21 protein-coding genes are annotated in these 19,354 nt (G+C 42.9%); 6 read left to right on the top strand and 15 right to left on the bottom strand.

Annotated features, from left to right (window positions below; genetic code table 11):
* Nucleotides 1-66 precede the first annotated feature (66 nt).
* From thrB to yutH, 5 genes are all read right to left on the bottom strand, one after another.
* Entirely contained in the window at nucleotides 67-999 is a 933-nt protein-coding gene (gene thrB / locus EBQ12_RS08680) for a homoserine kinase (RefSeq protein ID WP_060832609.1), read from the bottom strand.
* Nucleotides 996-2,057, bottom strand: coding sequence for a threonine synthase (gene thrC / locus EBQ12_RS08675; RefSeq protein WP_008346825.1), 1,062 nt, complete (start codon nucleotides 2,055-2,057; stop codon nucleotides 996-998). The genes thrB and thrC overlap by 4 nt, the downstream gene beginning before the upstream one ends.
* On the bottom strand, nucleotides 2,057-3,358 hold the full coding sequence (locus EBQ12_RS08670; RefSeq protein WP_008346827.1) for a homoserine dehydrogenase: 1,302 nt from the start codon (nucleotides 3,356-3,358) through the stop codon (nucleotides 2,057-2,059). Before EBQ12_RS08670 ends, thrC begins: the two co-directional genes overlap by 1 nt.
* Nucleotides 3,359-3,580: 222 nt before the next feature.
* Nucleotides 3,581-4,549: a 2-hydroxyacid dehydrogenase gene (locus EBQ12_RS08665; protein ID WP_025207920.1), complete on the bottom strand. Its 969-nt coding sequence runs from the start codon at nucleotides 4,547-4,549 to the stop codon at nucleotides 3,581-3,583.
* Nucleotides 4,550-4,623: 74 nt separating this feature from the next.
* Nucleotides 4,624-5,664 carry a spore coat putative kinase YutH gene (gene yutH / locus EBQ12_RS08660; RefSeq protein ID WP_007500419.1) on the bottom strand — a complete coding sequence of 347 codons (1,041 nt, stop codon included), beginning with the start codon at nucleotides 5,662-5,664 and terminating at the stop codon, nucleotides 4,624-4,626.
* A gap of 113 nt (nucleotides 5,665-5,777) precedes the next feature.
* Between yutH and EBQ12_RS08655 the strand changes: the two genes are divergently transcribed.
* A complete protein-coding gene (locus tag EBQ12_RS08655; RefSeq protein ID WP_024719755.1) occupies nucleotides 5,778-6,278 on the top strand; it encodes a phosphatidylglycerophosphatase A family protein in 501 nt (166 codons plus the stop codon).
* A 42-nt stretch (nucleotides 6,279-6,320) separates the two neighbouring features.
* Here EBQ12_RS08655 and EBQ12_RS08650 read toward each other — a convergent pair whose 3' ends face one another.
* From EBQ12_RS08650 to EBQ12_RS08640, 3 genes are read right to left on the bottom strand one after another with little or no spacing between them, the layout of a single operon-like run.
* Entirely contained in the window at nucleotides 6,321-7,091 is a 771-nt protein-coding gene (locus EBQ12_RS08650; protein ID WP_008346835.1) for a TIGR01457 family HAD-type hydrolase, read from the bottom strand.
* A gap of 21 nt (nucleotides 7,092-7,112) precedes the next feature.
* Nucleotides 7,113-7,547 carry a DUF86 domain-containing protein gene (locus tag EBQ12_RS08645; RefSeq protein WP_024719757.1) on the bottom strand — a complete coding sequence of 145 codons (435 nt, stop codon included), beginning with the start codon at nucleotides 7,545-7,547 and terminating at the stop codon, nucleotides 7,113-7,115.
* Between the two features lie 18 nt (nucleotides 7,548-7,565).
* Nucleotides 7,566-7,841 (bottom strand): YutD family protein, encoded by a 276-nt coding sequence (locus EBQ12_RS08640; protein WP_060832611.1) that lies wholly within the window; start codon nucleotides 7,839-7,841, stop codon nucleotides 7,566-7,568.
* A gap of 120 nt (nucleotides 7,842-7,961) precedes the next feature.
* Between EBQ12_RS08640 and EBQ12_RS08635 the strand changes: the two genes are divergently transcribed.
* The gene (locus tag EBQ12_RS08635) at nucleotides 7,962-8,597 is read left to right on the top strand and encodes a YhcN/YlaJ family sporulation lipoprotein (RefSeq protein WP_007500413.1); all 636 of its coding nucleotides are present in this window, start codon (nucleotides 7,962-7,964) and stop codon (nucleotides 8,595-8,597) included.
* Between the two features lie 39 nt (nucleotides 8,598-8,636).
* Here EBQ12_RS08635 and lipA read toward each other — a convergent pair whose 3' ends face one another.
* On the bottom strand, nucleotides 8,637-9,533 hold the full coding sequence (lipA, locus tag EBQ12_RS08630) for a lipoyl synthase (protein WP_008360456.1): 897 nt from the start codon (nucleotides 9,531-9,533) through the stop codon (nucleotides 8,637-8,639).
* A gap of 323 nt (nucleotides 9,534-9,856) precedes the next feature.
* On the opposite strand from lipA, the gene EBQ12_RS08625 reads away from it, so the two are divergent.
* Nucleotides 9,857-10,801 carry a M23 family metallopeptidase gene (locus EBQ12_RS08625; protein ID WP_231947251.1) on the top strand — a complete coding sequence of 315 codons (945 nt, stop codon included), beginning with the start codon at nucleotides 9,857-9,859 and terminating at the stop codon, nucleotides 10,799-10,801.
* Nucleotides 10,802-10,882: 81 nt separating this feature from the next.
* Here EBQ12_RS08625 and EBQ12_RS08620 read toward each other — a convergent pair whose 3' ends face one another.
* Complete coding sequence (locus EBQ12_RS08620; protein ID WP_008346846.1) at nucleotides 10,883-11,113, bottom strand: hypothetical protein; 231 nt, start codon at nucleotides 11,111-11,113, stop codon at nucleotides 10,883-10,885.
* A gap of 193 nt (nucleotides 11,114-11,306) precedes the next feature.
* Here EBQ12_RS08620 and EBQ12_RS08615 point away from each other — a divergent pair, with 193 nt between their 5' ends.
* The gene (locus tag EBQ12_RS08615; RefSeq protein ID WP_125589703.1) at nucleotides 11,307-11,771 is read left to right on the top strand and encodes a DUF2691 family protein; all 465 of its coding nucleotides are present in this window, start codon (nucleotides 11,307-11,309) and stop codon (nucleotides 11,769-11,771) included.
* 78 nt (nucleotides 11,772-11,849) lie between these two features.
* Here EBQ12_RS08615 and yunB read toward each other — a convergent pair whose 3' ends face one another.
* From yunB to EBQ12_RS08595, 4 genes are all read right to left on the bottom strand, one after another.
* Entirely contained in the window at nucleotides 11,850-12,620 is a 771-nt protein-coding gene (gene yunB, locus EBQ12_RS08610; RefSeq protein ID WP_017367991.1) for a sporulation protein YunB, read from the bottom strand.
* Nucleotides 12,621-12,689: 69 nt separating this feature from the next.
* Entirely contained in the window at nucleotides 12,690-12,995 is a 306-nt protein-coding gene (locus EBQ12_RS08605; protein ID WP_125589701.1) for a YunC family protein, read from the bottom strand.
* A gap of 67 nt (nucleotides 12,996-13,062) precedes the next feature.
* On the bottom strand, nucleotides 13,063-14,436 hold the full coding sequence (locus EBQ12_RS08600) for a bifunctional metallophosphatase/5'-nucleotidase (RefSeq protein ID WP_065460996.1): 1,374 nt from the start codon (nucleotides 14,434-14,436) through the stop codon (nucleotides 13,063-13,065).
* Between the two features lie 63 nt (nucleotides 14,437-14,499).
* Entirely contained in the window at nucleotides 14,500-15,351 is an 852-nt protein-coding gene (locus EBQ12_RS08595) for a DUF72 domain-containing protein (protein WP_008346854.1), read from the bottom strand.
* Between the two features lie 317 nt (nucleotides 15,352-15,668).
* Here EBQ12_RS08595 and EBQ12_RS08590 point away from each other — a divergent pair, with 317 nt between their 5' ends.
* A complete protein-coding gene (locus EBQ12_RS08590; RefSeq protein WP_060832615.1) occupies nucleotides 15,669-16,841 on the top strand; it encodes a PucR family transcriptional regulator in 1,173 nt (390 codons plus the stop codon).
* A 64-nt stretch (nucleotides 16,842-16,905) separates the two neighbouring features.
* Nucleotides 16,906-18,063 (top strand): oxalate decarboxylase family bicupin, encoded by a 1,158-nt coding sequence (locus tag EBQ12_RS08585; RefSeq protein WP_060832616.1) that lies wholly within the window; start codon nucleotides 16,906-16,908, stop codon nucleotides 18,061-18,063.
* A gap of 48 nt (nucleotides 18,064-18,111) precedes the next feature.
* On the opposite strand, the gene EBQ12_RS08580 is transcribed toward EBQ12_RS08585, so the two are convergent.
* The gene (locus EBQ12_RS08580; protein WP_035389313.1) at nucleotides 18,112-19,305 is read right to left on the bottom strand and encodes an MFS transporter; all 1,194 of its coding nucleotides are present in this window, start codon (nucleotides 19,303-19,305) and stop codon (nucleotides 18,112-18,114) included.
* Between the last annotated feature and the right edge of the window lie 49 nt (nucleotides 19,306-19,354).

The following is a 19,354-nucleotide window of genomic DNA, read 5'->3' as shown; positions in this document are numbered from 1 at the left end:
CGCTTCTCTAAATAATAATCCCTGCTTTTGTTGTGAAAAACAAGGATAAAAAAAGAACGTGCTCATTTATAGCACGTTCTTCATTTGATTCACAGAATGATGCTCGACGATGACACCTTCTACCGGCACCGTCAGCACATCTACTTCACAATGCGGGAAATTTTGGGAAAGCTGTTCTTTCAACGCTTCTCCCTTCCCTTTTTCCACTAAGGTCAAAATGGTCGGCCCAGCACCGCTTAATGCTGTTCCATACGCGCCTTTTAATGAAGCAACGTGCTCCACCTTTGATAGCTCTGGGACAAGCATCGTGCGGTATGGCTGATGAAATAAATCTTTATTCATCATTTCCCCTACAAGCGGCCAGTTCTGCGTCATTAAGGCGGCGACAAGGACGTTACTCACTGCACTCGCGCTCACGGCCTGTTTATAGGAAAAATCCTCTGGCAGGACATCACGGGCATCCTTTGTGAGCACTTCATAAAAAGGAATCACGACGACTACATCTACATCCACATGCTGCACTTTAACGGCATGTGTCTTGTCTTCTTCATGAAGACCGATGAGTAAACCACCGAATAAAGAGGCACCCGCATTATCGGGATGACCTTCTACCTCACTTGCAAAAAAGAGCTTCTGATCATCGGTCATCTTTAATTCAAGCAGCTGATTGGCGAGCTCAATAGCGGCGACAATGGCAGCAGCGCTGCTGCCCAGCCCCCTTGCTAATGGAATATCACTCCACACTTTGACATGAACAGGCGGGAGTGTTTTTCCAAAGTCATCTGCGACCTTTTTAGCTGTTTGGTAGATCAGGTTATCGGTGCCTGATGGAATACCAGACACAACATCTGTTTCTGCTTCAAACAGCCAGCTATCATGGTCATAGACCGATAGCTTTAAATAGCGGCTGAGCGCCATTCCGACTGAGTCAAAGCCTGGTCCTAAGTTGGCAGTGCTTCCCGGTACTGTGATTGAAAAAAGCATGGAGCCGTTACTCATACGCGTGCGGCCTTTTCTAAATGTTCCAGAATTTGATCTTCATCTGCATCCAGTGTGACCGGTTTGATGTGCGAAATATCAATCGCCGTATTCGGATCTTTTAATCCGTTTCCTGTCAGTACTGCGACAACTTTACTGCCTGGCTTAATTTCTCCAGATTTCACTTGTTTGAGTACACCTGCAATTGATGCACAAGAGCCTGGCTCTGCAAACACACCTTCTTCACGTGCGATCAATTGATAGGCATGAAGAATTTCTTCATCTGTCACTTCATCAATTTTCCCGTTCGATTCATCTGCCGCTGCTACAGCTTGTTTCCAGCTTGCAGGGTTTCCGATGCGAATGGCTGTTGCGACTGTTTCTGGCTGCTCAATGACTTCATTTCTAACGATGGCTGCAGCACCTTCTGCTTCAAAACCACGCATGACTGGCAGTCCAGTGCCTTTTTTCTCATGATATTCTTTGAAGCCTTTCCAGTACGCTGTAATATTCCCCGCATTTCCAACAGGAATCGCCAGTACGTCCGGTGCGGAGCCTAGCTGCTCACAGATTTCAAATGCCGCTGTTTTTTGTCCTTCAATTCGGTATGGATTGACGGAGTTAACAAGTGCGATTGGTGCTTTTTCACAGATGCTGCGGACAATTTTCAGCGCATCATCAAAGTTGCCGTCAATGGCAATGATTTCTGCTCCGTACATGACAGCCTGCGCCAGCTTACCGAAGGCAATTTTTCCATCTGGAATGATGACAATACATTTCATATCAGCGCGCGCCGCATAAGCTGCCGCTGCTGCAGATGTATTCCCTGTCGATGCACACATGATCGTATCATTGCCTTCTTCTTTTGCTTTTGCGACGGCCATGACCATCCCGCGATCCTTAAAAGAACCTGTAGGGTTGACGCCTTCTGTTTTCACGTGAAGCTCAATCCCTAGCTTTTCAGATAGCTTTGCGAGATGAATCAGCGGTGTGTTTCCTTCATTTAATGTTAGTTTAGGTGTTTGTTCGTTTACTGGTAAGAATTCTTGAAATTCTTCAATGAGTCCATTCCACTTCATCAGCTTAAACCGTTCCCTTCTACTCGGTACGTGCTCTTCACTTGAACCACCACGTCGAGATCGTTTAATGTTTGCAGGATATTTGAGAAATCTTCTTCTGATGTTTGATGTGTAATAATCACAATTTCAGCCAGCTCATCATGCCCTTTAACAGGAAGCTGAAGGATCTTTTCAAAGCTGATGCCTCTTTCAGAAAAAATGGATGTAATGCGGGAGAAAGCTCCGACTTGATCTCTCACATGTATTCTTAAAAATTGCTGAGCAAATACTTCGGATGATGATTTGATTTTCTTGTCAAATTGCGGTGCAATAAATCCACTGCCATTCACACCAAGACGCATGTTTTTCATAACAGCGACTAAATCAGAGACAACAGCTGTTGCCGTTGGCAGGCTGCCTGCTCCAGGTCCGTAAAACATCGTTTCTCCGACAGCACTTCCGTAAACATAGACAGCATTAAATTCATTGTTGACGGAAGATAACGGGTGATGATCAGGAAGTAAAGTTGGCTGTACGCTGACCTCCACTTTCTCTCCGTCCCTTTGGGCAATTCCAATCAGCTTCATTGTATAGCCAAAACGTTTACTGAAATTAATGTCCTCATCCGAGATGTCAGAGATGCCTTTCACTTTCACATCCTCTAAGTCTACATTCATGGAAAAGCCGAGTCTTGCCAGGATGGCCATCTTTCTTGCCGCATCTAGTCCTTCTACGTCCGCCGTCGGATCTGCTTCTGCAAAGCCAAGATCCTGCGCTTCTTTTAATACATCTTCATACGCACTTTTATCGACATTCATTTTTGTTAAAATAAAGTTCGTTGTCCCGTTCACGATTCCCATCATTTTTGTGATGCGGTCAGAGGCTAAACCTTCCTCTAGTGTACGCAAAATCGGAATCCCACCTGCGACACTCGCTTCATAGTAAAGGTCACAGCCGTTTTCTTTTGCTACATGTAAAAGCTCTGTGCCATATAGCGCCATTAAATCCTTGTTGGCTGTAATGACATGCTTCTTCTCATTTAGTGCATCTATTAAATATTGTTTTGTCTCTTCAATGCCGCCCATCACTTCAATAATGACGTCGACCTCTGGATCTCGAATCACATCGTATACTTCAGTTGTGAAGACCTCTCTTGCCACATCCACATCTCTTTTTTTATCGGGATTGCTCACAAGCACTTTTTGTATTAATACCGGACAGCCGATCTGGTGCATTAATTTATCCTGATGATCTTGAATAATCTTAACGACACCGCTCCCCACTGTTCCTAATCCTAGTAGTCCAACTCGAATTGCCTTCACCTGAAATTCCACCTTTCTCCGTAAATGTCCTCTCTAAAAAGACATTTGTTAACCTAACACAGACATTCAATGTACACACATTATAAAGGGGTATCCTCATTTTGACAAGGTAATAAAATAAGAGAATATGAGAATGAAACCGCTTAACAGCTATTTATATCAAGATTCTATATTTTCAAAATATTTTTGTGAGAAAAGCTCCCGAAGCCGGGAAGCTTGAGATTACGCCTGAACTGGCGTTTTGGCTTGCTGATCTTGCAGGACAAGCGCAATATTTTCAGCACATAAATGCATCATGTTTTTTCTCGTTTCAACACTCGCACTTCCGATATGAGGAAGCACTGTCACATTTGGTAATGTCGTTAACGGGTGATCCGGACTGACAGGCTCCCTGCTAAATACATCCAGACCTGCTCCTGCAATTTTTCCTGTCGTGACAGCATCATATAAAGCATCTTCGTCTACCGTCTGCCCTCTGGAAACGTTGATGAAGTAAGCCGTGTTCTTCATCTGCTCAAATGCTTTCTTATTAAACATTTCTTTCGTTTCAGGTGTTAAAGGCGTCAAACAAACGATGAAATCAGACTGCGTAAGCAGCTCATCAAATGCGGCATAGGTCACACCTAGCTGTGCTTCTGCTTCTGGCTTTCTTGAACGATTATGATACAGAACATTCATATCAAAACCTTTTGCCCGCTTGGCCAGTGCGGTTCCAATACTGCCCATTCCGACAATCCCTAACGTTTTATGATGAACATCCGCACCGGCTAGAAGAAGCGGCCCCCAGCCTGTCCAGTTCCCATCCTTAATCCAATCACTCGCTTCGACAATTCGTCTTGCTGACGCCATCAAAAGCGCAAAGGCTAAATCAGCCGTCGATTCTGTTAAGACGTCCGGTGTATGACATACCGTGATCCCGTGCTTTTTAGCTGCCTTTAGATCAATATTGTCATAGCCGACCGCGAGATTCGCGACCACTTTTAGATTTGGAGCATTTGATAAAAGTGCCTCATCTACTTGATCTGACAGCATCGTGAGCAGCCCATCTGCTTGAGCCGCTTGTTTTTCTAACTCTTCTCTTGGACACGGCTCATCCTCGCTCGTCCACATGTCAATATGAGCGACTTCTTTTAATGGTGTAAGTGTTGTTTCATCAAGCTTTCTTGTGATATAGACATAAGGTTTCGTCAAGAAGAACACTCCTTTGGTTGCTTTCTTTAAGCATAACGAAAAACGCCTCAAGAGAAAAGAGACGTTTCGTCTGTTCACTGAAACTTCAAATCAGCGGATTGATGAATCCATCCAACAGGAGGAATGAGATGCCCACCGCTGCGCATGGCACTCAATTCTTGAAACACCTTGAGAAAATATTCGTAGCGGTTCGCATCATTTAAAACGTAATCTAATCGTTCTTCATAATAAGATTTTTCATTTTCTCCTGACATATAATAACCTTCGACAATTTCAAAATAATGAAGCGGAAACAGAAGACGGCTGTACAGCAGACGCTTTGAAAATGATGAAAGAGGCGTAACCTGCTCATATTGCTGCAAAAAGGAGAATCCCTCTTCAATTAAATCCTCCTTATGCTGGACAAAGGTTTCTCTTAAATATTCCGCGATATCTCTTGTTGGATGGTCAAATACCCAGTCAACAGGTAAACGAAGCGGCTGCTCATGTGGCCAGGTCATACGTGAAAAGCGCTGATGACAAACAGTACCTGAATCACATTCTTTTGGTTCATCATCAAGCTCTGTATCCACTAAATATTGAATGGCATTTTCCGTTAATCCGAGATAATACGGAAAGGATTCAATGAATTTCTTTTCAAATCGTTCAAGTGGTTTTTGATGCATTTGCTGCATCCAAAAGCCTTCCAGCTGGTCTAACCGTTTTGCCCATAATTCCTTCCAAGCTCCGACACGTTTTGTTTCAGACACCTCATAAGGAAACCCTCTCCCTCTGACATGAAAAGCCGCCAGCTCTGGTGCGTGCTGAAATGAGCGGCTTGTAACCCGCGGTGCTGCCTTTAATAGAGCGTACAGTTCTTTTCCATGGGTAAAAGTCGGTTTCTCTTCGTTTGTTAATTCAAACACGGCAACGTATGGGTCACCGTCATTCAGTAAATACTGACTGATATGATAAAGCTCTGTGAGTTCTTCTTCTCGCAAATGAGACACGGGAACAATGATGAAGAGAGCTTTCGCCGTTTGAAAGCTCTGATAACTGCCATATGGCATAAATTGACGCACATCAATACCAAATGTGTGATAAATGGTTTCTTTCATGATTTCACCTGCGTTCATAAAATCAGTCTCTTATCATATCGTAGTCGCAGGTTGAGGGATTTATGAATACTATTTACTATCCGAAGCTTTTTCACACGTTGTGGACAAATTACGAGGATTGGGTGAGGAACATGCCGCATCATCATGAGATGAACGAAGTAGAAAAAACAGCAAGACGCCGTTTACAAGAACGAGGCGTAACCATTCAAGATATAGCAGACCTTGTCTTCTTTTTGCAGGAAAAATATCATCCTGGCTTAGACATGACAGAGTGCATCCACAATGTGGAACGTGTCATCGCAAAACGTGAAGTCCAAAATGCCATCTTAACAGGCGTTGAACTAGATGTTCTCGCTGAGCAAAAAAAGCTGACAGAACCGCTGCAATCCATTCTTGAAACAGATGAAAGTCTATATGGTGTGGATGAAATTTTATCCTTTGCCATCGTTAATATTTATGGCTCCATCGGCTTTACGAATTACGGATATATCGATAAAGAAAAACCAGGGATTCTTGGGAAACTCAACGATAAATCCTCAGGCGAATGCCACACCTTTTTAGATGACATTGTCGGTGCTATTGCTGCGGCAGCATCAAGCAGACTGGCACATAGTGCGAGAAATGCAGAATAAAACACAAAAGAGGACGTGCGTCTGACGCTTGTCCTCTTTTCATTAAGATAATCGTTCAATCCACTCAGATAATGAATCAATGACATAGGTTGGCTGTTTGTCATATTTCTGAAGCAGCTCTTTTGTCGTGACGCCTGTATGGACAAGCAGTGTATCCATCCCTGCATTCATCCCTGCCATAATATCGGTATCATAATTATCGCCCACCATGAGCGTCTCTGACACATCTGTCCCGAGCACCCGCATGGCCTGTTCCATAATGATAGACTCTGGCTTTCCGATAAATGTTGGCTGCACTGTTGTTGTAACCGTCAGCACAGATGTTAACGATCCATTTCCAGGTAACAGCCCTCTTTCTGTCGGAATGGCAATATCTCCATTTGTTGAAACAAATTGTGCACCTTGACGGATCGCAATGGCTCCTACCGCTAGTTTTTCATATGTAATACCGCGGTCTATTCCAACGACAACGAAATCAGCGTCTTCTTGACCAAACGACAAGCCTTTTTCTTCGATGGCCTGCTGAATGCCTTCTTCTCCGATCACATACACCGAGGCATCTTTCTTTTGTTCTGCGATATAGTTTGCCGTCGCCATACTTGTTGTAAAGACTTGTTCTTCCGTTGCTGGAATATCGAATGAAACCAGTTTCTCTGCTACTTGCTTCGGTGTGCGTGAAGAGTTATTCGTGACAAACAAATAAGGGATGTTCAACTCATTTAACTTGTGAACAAATTGCCCCGCCTCTTCAATCTTTTCTGTTCCTTTATACATCGTCCCGTCTAAATCAATTAAATAGCCTTTGTATTTCATGCTGCTTACAACTCCAATGGTTTATTTAAACGCTGATACTGGTCCAAGCTCCTGCTCCAAGTAAGTGCGAATTCGATTCGGGAAGACTTGCAGCGCCTGTTCTACCTCACTGATGACCTGCAACAAATCGTGATGAACCACTTCTTGGTATTGCTGAACAAGTGTTTTACGGCACGAGACCAGTTTTTTCAGGTGAGTGCCTTCTTCTGTTGGTACAACCTTTTCGTCCACAAGAATATCCATGATGTCGTCATAGCTTCCCGGGTCCCGCATGATAAAGCCGTCAATCATATCATTTCCTGTATCAAGAATACATTCGACGAGCAAATGAACAATTCGTTCCAGCGCTTTTTTTTCTAAAGGGCTTGACCATGTTTGATGACTGCGCATCAAATCATATTGCTCCTCAAAAAAACGTAATGTCTCTTCAATCTTCTTTCTGTCTACGAAATACATCATGACGCCCCCTTTGCGTTATTTTCTAATCCGCTTTAAGACAAAATAGGCACAGCCAAAATTACAGTATTCATAAATGTATTCATCGAGTGTACTGATTTTTGTATCGAATGTGGCCTTTTGGTTTTGGTCATCAAAGAACCCCTTCAGCCTTAGCTGGTTGTAGCCCCAATCCCCCACAATATAATCATACTTATTTAAAATATCTGAGTACCTTGCTTTAAACGCTTCCTCATCAAAGCCGTCTTTGATTTCTCTGACAAGATCAAAGCTAGCATTCTGAATGACGATCATCTTCTCACCTCTTTTTAAACGATCCACCTTTAATGATAATTCATTGGAACAACTCCATCAATTGCTAAAGCATGTTTTTTCCGATTTAGCCGAAGCTAAAGAAAAAAGGAGGTCACATTTATGATGAAACAACTGACAGCCACTATTCTCCTATGCATGCTTTTAGGCGGATGCGGCTTTCAATCAGGCATGAACCGGCAAGTGGATGAAGATTCTTCCAGCAAGACAATCCGCCTGTCTGATCGTCATGAAGGAAATAATTCCAACATGCCAGAAGCAGATACGAATCGAGCAGGCTATGTTCGTTATCAGCGCCAGCAAGTAACCGATCAGAAGGAAAGAACCCCTGCTTTAAATCGTGAGCACCTTGCCCACGTGATTACAAGTTTAGCCATCCAGCTGCCAAATATAAAGGATGCAGCAACACTTGTCACAGACGAGGATGCCCTCATTGTGTATCGAACAGGCAACAAAAACCGAGATGAATCAGCCGATCAAGTGAAAAAAACAGCGGTTTCTGTTCTCCCTCGTTATTATCATGTGTACGTCTCTGATAACCCAGAGCACTTTCAATCCATTGCCAATTTTTCACGTCTTCAAACCAATTCACGTGATTTTGATCAAATTTTAACGAAAACGATTCAACAAATGAAATACTCTCCTCAAGGCGGAGATATTTCAACGAAAGAAGATGCCAATGGTATGACGAATTCCGATCGGACCATGAGACGAAACGCACCTTACGGCCAAAATTAATACGAGAAAAAACGCCAGAGAGCTCTGGCGTTTTCTTTGTTATGCTTGCGCTTGACGCTTCTTAGACGCTTCGTTTACTTGTTCGTCTGCATGATAAGAAGAACGGACAAGCGGTCCAGCTTCACAGTGGCTAAAGCCTTTTGACATGGCAATTTCCTTCAGCTCTGCAAACTCATCTGGATGGTAGTATTTTTGCACTTTCAAATGCTTTTTCGACGGTTGTAAATACTGACCAATTGCCATGATGTCGACGTTATTAGCAAGAAGATCATCCATAACTTCGATGATTTCTTCCTTCGTTTCACCAAGTCCAATCATAATGCTTGATTTCGTTGGAATGTCAGGTTGCATTTCTTTTGCACGACGCAAGAATTCCAATGAACGATCGTATGTAGCCCGTGCACGAACTCTTGGTGTTAACCTGCGTACTGTTTCAATATTGTGATTTAAAATATCAGGGCGTGTATCCATTAACGTTTTCAAATTATCATAATTGCCACCCATGTCTGAAGGGAGAACTTCAATTGTTGTGAATGGACTTTTTCTTCTAATGGCACGAACAGTTTCAGCAAATACGCCTGCTCCACCATCTTTTTGGTCATCCCTTGCAACCGCTGTTATAACAGCGTGCTTTAAATTCATCAAAGCCACTGAATCTGCCACGCGTTCTGGCTCTTGCAAGTCTAATTCAGTAGGAAGTCCGGTTTTCACCGCACAGAAACGGCATGCGCGCGTACAAACAGATCCGAGGATCATAAATGTAGCAGTTCTTCTCACTGCCCAGCATTCGTGAATATTCGGACATTTCGCTTCCTCACAAACGGTATGCAGGTTGTTTTCCCGCATCATTTTTTTCAAACCGGTATAGTTTTCATTCGTATTCAGCTTAATTTTAAGCCAGTCCGGTTTTCTTACGTGCTCTTCCTTCTTTGCCAATTCCATCATCTCCATATGAATTCGTTAAAGGTGCATATACAATCATCTTCCTGCTATATACGATGGATGCAGCTGTTGCCGCAAAAAATTAAATCTTCGGCCTAAGGCCTTTTCTTTAGACACTTTAACATAGTACAGATTGAACAACAAGGGAATGAGCTGCAAAAATACCCAAAAGACTCCTAAAATAACAGAAGAAAATTACTAACATTTTCTTCTTATGAAATAACGTGATCAAACCACACTAAACGGTAGAAGAGATGTTCGAAGAAAGGAGATGGACGTTTGTGAAAGTGGTTTTAGCGATCATCATCGCTCTTTCAATGATTCCCGCATCAGTCCATGCACAAGGGACAAACAAACAGCCTGATGAATTAAAACAGCGAATGGCACTGTATGAAAAGATCGCCATCACCACACAGGTCCCGTGGTATGTACTTGCTGCGGTTGATCAGTATGAACACAATATACGCAAAAGCAGAAGAGATTTACCCAAACAAACAGGTGTGATTGGTATCTACATTCCCCGGGAAATGTGGATAGGACCAGAAAATCCAAATAAGCAGGATACCTCTCCATTAAGCATTAAAGTTTTTGACGGTATTGGGCTTGATGGAAATGGGGATGGAAAAGCAGAAATCGATAACGATGAAGATGTCCTGTTCACGTTTGCTCAATACTTGCTCCATTATGGCAGCAGCATCGATCAATTAAAAATTGCGCTGTGGGATTATTATGGACGTGATCAAACCGTTGGAATTATTTCATCTTTTATGAAGCTCTATCAGCATTACGGCCATCTTGACCTTGGAAAGCATGCGTTTCCTCTTCCGGTTGGCGCTGACTACAGCTACAGGAGTACATGGGGTGATGCGAGAGGCTTTGGAGGCAGAAGAATTCATGAGGGCACTGATCTTTTTGCTCATTACGGTCTTCCTGTTCGTGCGACATCGTACGGCGTGATTGAAATGAAAGGCTGGAATCGCTTTGGTGGCTGGCGGATCGGCATTCGAGATATTCATAATCATTATCATTATTTTGCCCACTTAAATGGCTTTGCAAAAGGACTCAAAGCTGGGCAGATTGTAGAACCTGGTCAAGTCATCGGATCAGTCGGAAGCTCCGGTTACGGTCCACCTGGCACAGCAGGAAAATTCCCGCCACACCTTCATTATGGCATGTATAAAGACAATGGACGATCTGAATGGTCGTTTGATCCTTATCCTCATTTAAGGGCATGGGAAAGAGCCGAGCGGAAACGTCGATAAATAAAAGGAGAAGTTTAGCGATACCGCTGGCTTCTCCTTTTGATATGTATCAACATTTCCCCGGTCATCACTTGTTTACTGTTACTGCTTATGCTTCTCTTTCAATCCTAAAACTAAAAAAAGAATACCCATGATGAAAAAAAGGAGATACACAACTGTTACTTCAAGTGGAATCATGTCAAACATCCCTCTAAATAAGTCGACACTCAAACTGTCACTCCCAGCTAATAATATCGATGCTGACATATATTTAGCACTAAATACAATGGCAAATACCAAAAAACAAAACCCGCTTACATGAATTTTCTTCATATCAATCAAATCCTCCTCTCACTTTCATAACAGACGATCGTGAAAAATCAGCCTTCAGGATAGCTACACTATTCAAAAAAAGAAAACAATGAACATTTATCATGGCATGTAATCCGTATGGAATCAACTGGTTAATTAGGATATGATGAGCCAATGAAAGACTACTTCACAAAGAGTTAGGGGGGGGGTTTTTTTGAAAAGAGGAATGACCTTTACCATTCCAAATGAATACGGAGTCTTCCTTGGAGAAGTGCTAAAACCGATCGACATCACCAAATTCAGCTGGCGAATCGATACCGAAGACTCGAATATACTAGTGGATGGCGAAAAAGATGAAGAACTTTTTCCTGAAGGTAAAACAGGAATGGACGGTATAGAACTCAAACACTTCATTGAAAACAAGACGTATTATATGATTTTCGCCGATTTACAAGCATATCCAAAAGGGACATTGTCTCATATTAAGACCTATGAAGAATTTATTGAAAGCCAATGCGAGCTTGTTCTTTTAGTGGCCGATTGCTCCTATGTCACGATCTATTGCAAAAATAAGGGAACACTTGAATGGCTATACAAGAATGCAGTTGAATGTGGATTTGAAGACGTGACCTATATCACCGATGAAAATGATGCAAGGACAAGACTGTCTGTTTCGTAACAACAAAACGTTCATCACAAAAACACTATATACAATCACAGCGTATGAAAAAAACAGCCCAATTCGTCCATTGGGCTGTTATTCTTTCTTCTCCTTTTTTTCTGGCAGAACAATCGATGGAGCGCCTGAATTTGTTCCGCTGCCATTATAATAATCTGGGACGTCTCCTTGAACGGCTTGAATGGAGACAGGCACGGAGTTTTTGACGACGATGGTTTCTGAGGCGAATGGGATGATGACTCTCACCTTCACCTCAATGAGCACACTAATATCAATCAAGGCATTGTTAATGCCATATGGCTTGATGTTTTTTTCAACGTCTGTATGCGGGTCACCAATGACACTGAATCGTACAGGTACTTTTGGTCCTAGGTTGGCGATAAGTGCATTTCCGGACGCTTGCCCAAGCGGAATGTTATATATAATGCCGTCATGTCCATCTGTTTGATCCTTTAATGCTTCTTTTGCCTCTTTTTGAAAATTCCCCTTTTCAATGTCCTCTAGATTTTTTTGAAGGTGACGTGACAGGTCAGCCATTGCTTTCGATGTTGCTTGCGCATTGAAGTCGATAGTTGTCACTTTTCCGTTCTCACTTGTATTCATCACAACCATATCTTTCATATTCTCCTGATCATCTGCAAAATCCTGAACAGAATATTGGATGAGATGATTGGCGATTCGTTCTGTTTCTAGTTCAGCAATGTGAATCAACGTTGGTTTAATGGAACGATTGATGAAGAATAGGCTAATGACAGTTGAGAGCACAAAAAATAATACGGCAAGCAGCATGACATAACGAAATGGCAGAGGGCCCTTTTTATAGGGGCGATAACGGCGGTTCAATCTCAATAAAAAATCCCCCCTTCTCCATTACAAGTGTATGCAGACAGGCGGGGGGATAGGAATCATCTGTACATTTTATTTCACCATTTTTAATAATGCATCTCTTCCAATTGTGCCAGCATGAATGCCGAGTGACTCAGTGGCATATGTCACAGATTCTAAAGGTGCATCCAGCAATTGCTCGATGGTTCTTACACCGACTGCTCTTCCTGCGATGATTCCTCTATCTGCAAGCTTTTCATTTAGGAGCCCGACATCAAGTGCACCGCACATAATATAACCATGCTCATTTGTCACTGCCATGAAATTGGTCTTTGGCAGCTTGACGGTGACGGCTGTAAAGGAATGGCCATCAATTGTAATAGGTGTTAAATTCACCATATCCCTTCACTCCCTTCAACACAATCTATGTGAAGGGAGGGCAAGTGTTGTTAGGCTGGAGCGGATTTCACTTTGCGTCCTTCAATCGCCAGCTCAGGACATCACGCAAAAATTCCGGCATGAAATATTCAATGTGTTCATGGTCACGTATATGAGGAAAAAGAGAGCCAAGTGTATACATATCCACTGTGCCAACCGTATAGGAATCATCTTCTTTGACGAGTTGATCGTTTACATAGACCTCTTTTACTCGTTTGGCTTCGCCCTCTTCTAATGAATAAGTCAAACCGCTGTATAGCATTTTCCCCATCAGTTCGCCTCTAAAGCCAAAGCCTTTGATGCGCAGCTGTTCCATTTTTTCTTCACAGCCACGAGACACTGTTTCGATCAATTGCTTCCCAGTAAGTGTCACCCTGATTGGATTAATGGGATGCGGACATATCCGGTGAATGTCCTCTCTTGTGACGATGCCAGCCTCTAATGAATCAAGCACCATCCCTGCATTCATCATGCCGATATCTGCCTCGCACCATTCTTTAATGGCATCTGTTAAAAGTTGCGGAAGCTGGGAGTCATCAAACCACTTTGTTTCGAGCTTTGATTCAATGGATGTCACTTTTTCCTGCATGAGTGACTTCGCTCTTCTTTCAGCTTTCTGTAAAGTCGTGATCGCTTCATCGGATTCACTGATCAGCTGGTCCACTGATTGCACCGTCGCTTTTTTCTCGATGAGCTCGCTACTCGCTGTATCAATGGTCAGCTCGACACAGCCAATATAATGCCCATACTTTTCAGCACATGCCAGAAGAACTCCATTGTCCATCTCGCCCTGTTCTAAAAGATGATGCGTATGTGAGCCTAAGATGATGTCGATTTCCGGGAAGTCATGGGCTACCTCTCGATCATGGATGATGCCTAGATGGGAAAGAAGAACAATGACATCAGCTTGTCCCTTCACTTCTTGCAGCATCTCCCGTATGCTCTCAAATGGGTCTGTAATGTCCCAGCCCAGCTTTTCATAGACAGGTGTATACGCAATGGTCACCCCTAAGACGGCAATCTTCAGGCCATTTTTCAACGTGATCACTTCATAAGGCTTTGCCCACGATGGTCTTTTGCCTTTTTCAAATAAATTAGATAAAATCACCGGGAATTGCGCGTCTTTGTACAATTGGTCGAGCCGCTCATGAGGCAACGTAATGCCTTCATTATTACCAATTGTGACGCCATCATAGCCAAGCTGATTGAGGAGTTTGACATTCACTTTTCCATAATCCGCTTCTGATACAAGGTTTACTCGATCCATATGATCGCCAATATCAAATAAGAGCATCTGATCGTGAACTTGACGCTTTTCTTCAATATAAGCTGCGATTTTTGGCCAGTTTTCAAAGTGGCTATGCAAGTCGTTTGTATGATATAACCATAGCTTCTGCAGCATGTTGATCTCTCCCTCAAGTTGTCACTGAACCGTCTCGTTCAAATTGAAAGCCACAGCTCTCATTTAACTAAATAAATCTAACTGCTTCGGCGATAAGCTTGAATACGTCAAATCCAGTAAATCAATCATTTGCTGGCCATTCGCTGCCGCATCTCCGCCTGAGTTATTATTAAATACGACATATACATCTTTCGATTGTTGATGCAGGATGTCGAGGTTCTTTTTCCATTCCTTTAGTTCAGCTTCATTATATAAATATAAGTAACGAACTTCACGCCAGTTCTCATGATCTGCCGGGTGAAGCCAGCCTTGTTTATTTCTTCCGTGGAAACGGACCAATGTTTTGTCACGGTGTGTGGCTTTTATGACTGGCGGTATAGACCCTTCTCCGACTTGCGGTTCATCACAGACGGAATGAATCCACCCTTCTTTCTCCATAAAGGATAAGGTTTGTTCATAAAACTCGTCTGAAAACCAAGTTCGGTTTCGGAATTCGAGTGCACAAGGAATGTCCCCCATCTTCTCCTTACACCATCTTAAATAGTGGACGTGCTCCTTTTTGCAATCAAACCATGGTGGAAATTGAAACAGAACCATTGCCAGTTTCCCTGCTCGAATGAGAGGAGTCAGTGAAAGAATAAAGGCATCAAACATTTCTTCCTTTGAAGCAAACGGGATCTCGCCTCTTTGATGCCCGGTCATTCCTTGATATGCTTTCACAACAAATTGAAAGGCGTCTGGCGTATCTTTTATCCATTTTTCATGGTTCCGCTCAGGCTGAACAGCATAAAAGCTTGCATCCAGTTCCACAATGGGAAACGTTGATGCGTAGTGAAACAGCTTTTGAGAACTGCCGATTCTCGGCGGGTACAGACTGTCATGATCGCCCCAACCAGTTAATCCGATATAAATCATCTATCTCACCTCTTGCCACTTGCTTGTCTAAACGGATTTTCCCATTGAAAGTCTTTGTTTCTTGGGATACCCATCTTTCTGAAAGAAATTCTTATGTCTACAACATATCATATTTACCCATTTTTCTGAATGAAGATGACTGATGTGACGTGTTTTTATCCTGCCATCTTTTTTGTGATATTACATCACAACTTTCTATCTAAATTGAATGGAGCTGATAACATAATATTGATATCAGAGACTTTGACAGCGATTGTCCATTTTTTTATTCATCTTCACCAAAGGCTTAAGCTCTAAAAAAAGGAGAATGAGTGGATATGAACATTGTCGATCATCATGTTGAAGCATTGCAAAAAGTGGCCCTTAGAATTCATCAGCCTGTCTATTTGATCAATCAGTATGGACGTATTCTTTTCACCTCATCCCAAGGTATGACAAACCCAGATTGGATGCAAATGCTCCGCTTGTTTCACGGTACGCAGCAGCATTATTTTTCTATGGTTCATTCAAAAGAAAGCGTTTCTGTTTTTCCTATCTATATAAACGAACAAGCTTATGATTATTTAGTCGTTCCCGCCTTCATTCATCCTCAAGACGACATGGGGCTGCATTTGATAATTGAACAAGCTGTAAATGCCATGTCCATTTCACGCATCAAACAACATGCCATCAAGCAATCGACAGAGCGAGCCAAAAATGAATGGTTTCGCAAATGGATGGAGGGGACGATTTCCTCAGAGCAAGATGTCACCCGCCTAGCACGCATGTTTGGATTAAACACAACGATTCCCTATTTATGTATCGTCTGTCAACTTGATCAGAGCAGTCATTTCTCTTGTTTCCTTAAGCAGCAAACCCTTGTAGATGATGTGTTTGATTTACTTGAAAGCACCCTTTCGCACTGTCCATATCCCGCCTTTCTTTTTGTCAAAGGAGATATCGGCATCATCCTTATAGAAGAGACTGGCGGGTGGCAGGCAATGAACAAATCGATCTGCTCTTTTTTAAAACAACTGCAGATCCTTATTAAACAGCATGTGAATGCCACCATTTCCTTTGGTGTGAGCTTAAGCGGTTATCTCATCACCGATCTGCCAAAAGGATTCAGTGAAGCTGTCCATGCTCTGCAATCAGGCCAGCTCTCATTAAGAGCTGAATATATTCAGTTCTATCAAGCAAAAGATGTGTCAGATTTACTGAAGCTCATCCCACCAAAAGATTTAACAACATTCTATGAGCAGTACCTCCACCCATTATATGAACAACCACAAGTCGATCCAAACCTTCTCCACACCTTATCTGTTTATGTCGAAACACATTGCCATATTTCAGAAACAGCCAAGCGTTTATCTGTTCATCGCAACACCGTGATATATCGACTAGAGAAATGTGAAGAACTGCTCCAGATCAGCCTAAAAGATCCTGACGCAACATTGCGCTTGCGATTAGCTTTGCGGATTCAAAAACACCTTTCATCCGATTCCAATTGAATCTTTTTTTCTTACGCCTCATATATTTTGGAGGAGAAATGTGAATGACAAGGAGTGGTGTCAAATGGATGAGGAGATTCGTCACATCCCGCAACCAATTCGAGACGATGGGGCCGGCGCAACCGATTTAGGCCCGCGAGACGTTCTGCGCGATTTGGAGAACCCAGATATGTTCGTTCCCCCTAAAACGGATGCGGGGACGATTCCTAATTTAAAATTTTCATATTCTGATACACATATGCACTTGAATCATGGCGGCTGGTCGAGGGAAATTACCGAGCGAGAGCTGCCTGTTTCAACAACGATTGCTGGTGTGAACATGCGGCTTACGCGCGGAGGTGTTCGTGAGCTTCATTGGCATAAGCAGGCGGAATGGGCGTATATGATTTTAGGTAAAGCCCGGATCACATCTGTAGATGCAGAAGGACGGAATATGATCGCTGATGTAGAAGAAGGAGACTTGTGGTATTTCCCGCCCGGTATTCCGCACTCCATTCAAGGTCTTGAGGATGGCTGTGAGTTTCTCCTTGTGTTTGATGATGGTGCTTTTTCTGAATTTGATACGTTCACCATCACAGACTGGTTTGCTCATACACCAAAAAACATTCTTTCTACTAATTTCGGCGTGCCAATCAAGCTGTTTGACCGCATTCCACATAAACAGCGCTATATGTTTCAAGGCTCTTCACCGGCATCTATTGAAAGCCAAACAGTCTCTGATCCATACGGCGGCATCAAACCGCCATTTACCCACCAGCTCCTTCGTCAAAAACCAATCGTGACCTCTGGTGGAACCGTGCGAATCGTCGACTCACGCAATTTTCCAGTATCTAAAACCATTGCTGCTGCACTTGTGGAGGTAAAACCTGGCGGGATGAGAGAAATGCACTGGCACCCGAATAATGATGAGTGGCAATACTATTTAACCGGTACAGCCAAAATGACGGTTTTTGGGGCAGGCGGGACAGCTCGCACTTTTAATTACAGAGCAGGTGATGTTGGTTATGTTCCTTTCGGGATGGGGCATTACATACAAAATATCGGGCAAACGAGCCTTTGGTTTCTAGAAATGTTTAAAAGCGATCGATTTGCTGATATTTCATTGAACCAATGGATGGCCTTAACCCCTCCTCAATTAGTGAAAGAGCATTTGCATGTAGACGATGCATTGATTCATGCGTTGCATAAAGAAAAATCACCAGTTGTGAAGTATGAGCGATGACGAAAAAAACCGATCCATTTGTGCTGATCGGTTTTTTCTATGCTGTCTTTACGATACGGCATGGGAATGTTGCTGCGCTTTTTTCGCCCATAAAATAGAAGCAATGAAACTCATACAAAGCACCAGCGTTCCAAACATAAATGGCAGCTCAATATTCACATCAAATAAAATACCCGCAAGACTTGGCCCGACGATATTCGCAAGGCTCATAAAGGATGTATTGAGGCCGCCTGCTACCCCCTGCTGATTCCCTGCCATTTTAGAAAGTAATGTATTGAGGGCTGGACGAACAAACGAGGTGGCCGATAAAAATAAAATGGAGCCCGTAAAAATGAGCCAAAAGGAAGGGGCAAAGCGGCAGGCGATCAGCATAAATGCCGCAGCTAAAAGGGCATAACGGACGACTCGCATTTCGCCAAATCGTTTCACAAAGGTATTTACTAAAGCACCTTGAACAATGACACCGGCAAGTCCAGCTACCGTAATGACAAATGCAATATCCTTCGGTGTAAAGCCATGTTTTTGGTCCACATATAAGCCAAAGATCGATTCAAAATGAATGATTCCGAAATTCAAAACAAAGGCCAAGATAAACAAAAAACCGTATGGTGTTTTTAAAGCCTGAATCATCTGCGTAAAAGGATTGAAATGAAGCTCTTTATTCAATCGTGCTTCTTCCTGTTTTTCCTTTGTTAAGGTTTCAGGTAAGAACAAGAAAGACAACAGCGTCGACAGGGCTGCAAAGGAACCAGCGATGAGGAAAGGAAAAGCAATTCCAAACTCAACCAAATAACCGCCCACACCCGGTCCAATGACAAAACCAAGTGTCATCGCAGCACTAAAAAGACCCATCCCTTTCCCTCGGTCCTTTTCACTTGTGATATCAGCAATGTAGGCAAACATGGCGGGCATCAGCAGCGCACCAGCAGCTCCGCCTAAAAATCGAGACACAAACAGCATCCAAAGCTGATCGGCAAATGCAAAAATAAACTGGGCAATCGTAAAGCCGGCAATCCCGGCAATAATCAATTTTCTGCGTCCAAACCGATCAGTCAGCGCTCCAGCGACGGGTGATAAAGCAAATTGTGTGAGGCCAGTTGCAGCAACGAGGAAACCAAGTGTTTTTCCAGTGGCGCCAAAGGCTTCAATATAACTTGGCATGACAGGAACGATCAGACCAAATCCAAGCATGGCAATAAAAATATTGAGCATCAAAATGTACAATCTGCCCATTTTTTTCATATTAAAACCTCTTTCTTCAAAATAAATGAAAATGATGACAAAAATGATA

Source organism: Bacillus sp. 2B09 (genome assembly GCF_003946835.1).
GTDB classification, from domain to species: Bacteria; Bacillota; Bacilli; order Bacillales; family Bacillaceae; genus Bacillus; species Bacillus altitudinis.
The sequence above is the reverse complement of the archived record's forward strand: the minus strand, read 5'-3'. Positions and strand labels throughout refer to the sequence as shown.